The 3,736-nt window shown below is 64.4% G+C and carries 2 protein-coding genes; both read left to right on the forward strand.

The window, feature by feature from the left end; genetic code table 11:
- Positions 1–248 precede the first annotated feature (248 nt).
- Positions 249–2,684 (forward strand): leucine--tRNA ligase, encoded by a 2,436-nt coding sequence (leuS, locus tag VGE27_RS17835; protein WP_331051033.1) that lies wholly within the window; start codon positions 249–251, stop codon positions 2,682–2,684.
- A gap of 39 nt (positions 2,685–2,723) precedes the next feature.
- Positions 2,724–3,736: histidine kinase dimerization/phospho-acceptor domain-containing protein (locus VGE27_RS17840; RefSeq protein WP_331051034.1), on the forward strand; the 1,013-nt coding region annotated here is incomplete at its 3' end.

Raw genomic sequence — 3,736 nt, forward strand, 5'->3', positions numbered from 1 at the left:
CCCGGCCGCAGGGGACCACCGGGGGCGTGCTCGGGGTGCCCGCCGCGGTTCGCGCCGTTCTCCCGCTGTCGCCCTGCAGGAGCCAAGCCGTGCCCGGGGGCGGTTCCGAGCCGCCTCTTCGCGGGGCACGCCGGCGCAGCCCGGCGCCCCGCGAAGCAAGCGGCGAGGGGCCGCCCCCAGGCCCGGCGATCGCGCGCACCCGAGCAGACCCGCCCGCACCCCAACTCAGAATCGCTTAGCTTGTCAGGATGTCCGAAATCGACACGCCGACTCCGTACGAACCGCGATCCATCGAGCCCAAGTGGCAGACGCGATGGACTGAACGCGCTACCAATACCGCAAAGCTCGACGCGCCTGAGCGCCCGTTCTATGCGCTGATGATGTTCCCGTATCCGAGCGCCGAAGGGCTGCACGTCGGGAACCTGTTTGCCTTCACTGGCAGCGACATCTCCGCGCGCTTCCATCGCCTGATCGGTCACGACGTCTTCCAGCCGCTCGGCTTCGACGCGTTCGGCATCCACTCGGAGAACTACGCGCTCAAGGTCGGCGCGCACCCGATGGAGCTGACACCCAAGAACGTCGGCAACTTCACGCGCCAGCTCGAGCGCGCCGGCTTCATGATCGACTGGAACCAGAAAGTCGACACGTCGCGCGCGGACTACTACAAGTGGACGCAGTGGGTCTTCCTGCAACTGCACAAGCAGGGGCTCGCGTACAAGAAGGCGGCTGCCGTCAATTGGTGCCCCACGGACAAGACCGTGCTCGCCAACGAGCAGGTCGAAGGTGGACTGTGTGAACGCTGCGGCACCCCGGTGGAGCAGCGTTTCCTCGAGCAGTGGTTCTTCCGCATCTCCGAGTACGCACCGCGGCTGCTGAACAACCTCGACTGGCTCGACTGGTCGCCCATCACGAAGCAGGCGCAGCGCAACTGGATCGGCAAGTCGGAAGGCGCCGAGCTCACGTTCGAGGTGCCATCGAGCGGTGAACGCATCGCCGTGTTCACGACGCGCGCCGACACGATCTATGGTGCGACGTATCTCGTGCTCGCCCCTGAGCATCCGTTGGTCGCGTCCATCACCACCGATGCGCAGCGCGGTGAAGTGGCAGCCTATCAGGAGCGCGCCACCAAGCAGGACCTGATCTCCCGCAAGAGCAGCAAGGAAAAGACGGGCGTCTTCACGGGTGCGTATGCGGTCAATCCGGCCACGGGGCAGAACATCCCCATCTGGATCGCCGACTACGTGCTCATGGAGTACGGTACCGGCGCGATCATGGCCGTGCCGGGTCACGACGAGCGCGACTTCGAGTTCGCGCAGGTGTTTCGTCTGCCGGTTGTTCGTGTGGTGGCAGCCGCTGATCAGCAGGCTGACACGCCATTCGACGGCGCCGCGTTCACCGACGACGACAAGGACTGCCGTCTCGTGAACTCTGGCCGCTTCGATGGATTGGCCGTGCGCGACGCCAAGCGCGAAGTCACCGCGTGGCTGGCCGAGGGTGGTCATGGCAAGGGTGTGACCAACTATCGTCTGCACGACTGGTGCATCTCGCGGCAGCGGTATTGGGGCCCGCCGATTCCGATTATCTACTGCGACGACTGCGGTGCCGTGCCGGTGCCGGAGTCACAGCTGCCGGTGGAACTGCCGTTCATTCCCGACTTCAAGCCGGACGACTCGGGCATTTCGCCGCTCGCCCGTCATGAAGAGTGGTATCGGGTGCCGTGCCCCACGTGTGGCAAGACCGCGCGCCGCGAAACCGATGTGTCGGATACGTTCCTCGACAGCGCGTGGTACTTCCTGCGCTATCCCAGTGCCACGCGCGATGACGTGCCATTCGACGCGGCGCGCACCAAGACGTGGCTGCCCGTGAACTCGTACATCGGCGGCAACGAACACGCCGTGTTGCACCTGCTGTACTCGCGCTTCATCACGATGGTGCTGAAGGACGCGGGGCACATCGACTTCGAGGAGCCGTTCACGCGTTTCCGCGCGCATGGCATGATCATCCGCGAAGGTGCGAAGATGTCGAAGTCCAAGGGCAACGTCATCAACCCCGATCTGTACATGGAGGAATGGGGCGCTGACGCCTTCCGCATGTACCTGATGTTCCTTGGGCCGTATGAAGAGGGTGGCGATTTCCGCGACCAGGGCATCAGCGGTGTGCGACGCTTCCTCGACCGTCTGTGGGCGTCTGTTCGGGATGCCGTCCGTGACGGAAGCCCCGACCCGGACGTCATTCGCAAGTTGCATCGCACGATCAAGAAGGTCGGCGAGGACACGGCCAACCTGGGCTACAACACCGCCATCGCGGCGATGATGGAGTACATGAACGCCGTCCGTCGTGGCGAGCGCGTACCGCACCGCGCCGAAGTGGAGCCCCTTGTGCAACTGGTGGCGCCGTACGCACCGCACCTGGCGGAGGAGTGCTGGGAAGCCCTTGGCCACGAAGGCAGTGTGTTCAACGCTGGTTGGCCGACGTTCGACGCCGCGCAGCTGGTGGACGACGAGGTGGAATTGGTGGTGCAGGTGAACGGCAAGCTGCGCGGCAAGCTGCGTGTCGCAGCCGATGTCACGCAGGAGGCGGTCATGGCGCAGGCCATGGCTGACGAAGCGATCGCGAAGTTTGTCGTGGGAACACCGAAGAAGGTGATCTTCGTACCGAAGCGATTGTTGAACATCGTGGTGTAGCGGCCCCGCAGGGGGGGCAGCACCGGACCCGGATGGGTGATGAACATCGAGTTCATCGTCGCGATCATCAGCATCGTATTGCAATTCACCACCATGGCGGCCGCTTGGACGCTTGGTGGCGCCAGGCGTTGGCGTCGCGCGCGCTGGTTCAGCGCTGTGACGCTCACTGCTGGCATCTATAGCACCGTCAATGCCGTCGGCTCCTGGCAGGGCATGGTCGGCGGCATCTATGACTGGACGATGGCCACCAATCTCACGGTGGCCACATTGCACGCCGCCACCTGGCTCGCGTTTTCGTTCATCGATGACGACGGGCGATGGAACTCCATCCCGCTGCTGGTGCGCGCGGTCAGTGTGGGTAGCGTGGTGTTCATCGCGACGCTCGCCGCCACGGGTCTTGTGCATGTCGTGCAACCCGTGCCCACGGTCTTCATCGAAAGCCTCGGCGTGACCCTGCGCCGGCCCGCGTTCAATCTGGTGGGCCAGGTCGCGGCGATCGTGCCGCTGGGTCTCCTGGCGGTGAGCTCGTATGGATACATCCGCCGTGTCCGCGCCGGTGAACGCGGAGCGTCGGCCATCCTCGTGGGCTTCGGACTCTTTCTGCTGTTCACGCTCGAAGAGGTGGCCGTTGCCGCGGGTTGGATCGAGTTCGTGTACTTGGCTGATCTCGGGTATGTGAGCGTCATCGCGCCAGTGGCGTGGCAGATGCTCAGCGGCTTCCGTGATGACGCCAATCAACTCGATCAGCTTTCCACACACCTCACCGACGAAGTCCGTCGTCGCACCGAAGAACGGGATGACGCGCGTCGTGTGATGCTCGAGCAGCAGCGGCTTGCCTCATTGGGTCGGCTCGCGGCTGGTGTCGGGCACGAGATCAACAATCCGCTGCAATACCTGCGCTTCAATCTCGAAGAACTGCGTGATCATCCGGCGCTCGCCGCCGATGCGGATGGTCGCGTCGCCATCGACCAGGCCTTCGAAGGTGTGGATCGTATTCGTCAGGTGGTGGATGGGCTGCGCACCTACGTGCGTCCTGGTGCCGACGAAATGGC

Source organism: Gemmatimonas sp., from assembly GCF_036405635.1.
In the GTDB taxonomy this organism is placed as follows: domain Bacteria; phylum Gemmatimonadota; class Gemmatimonadetes; order Gemmatimonadales; family Gemmatimonadaceae; genus Gemmatimonas.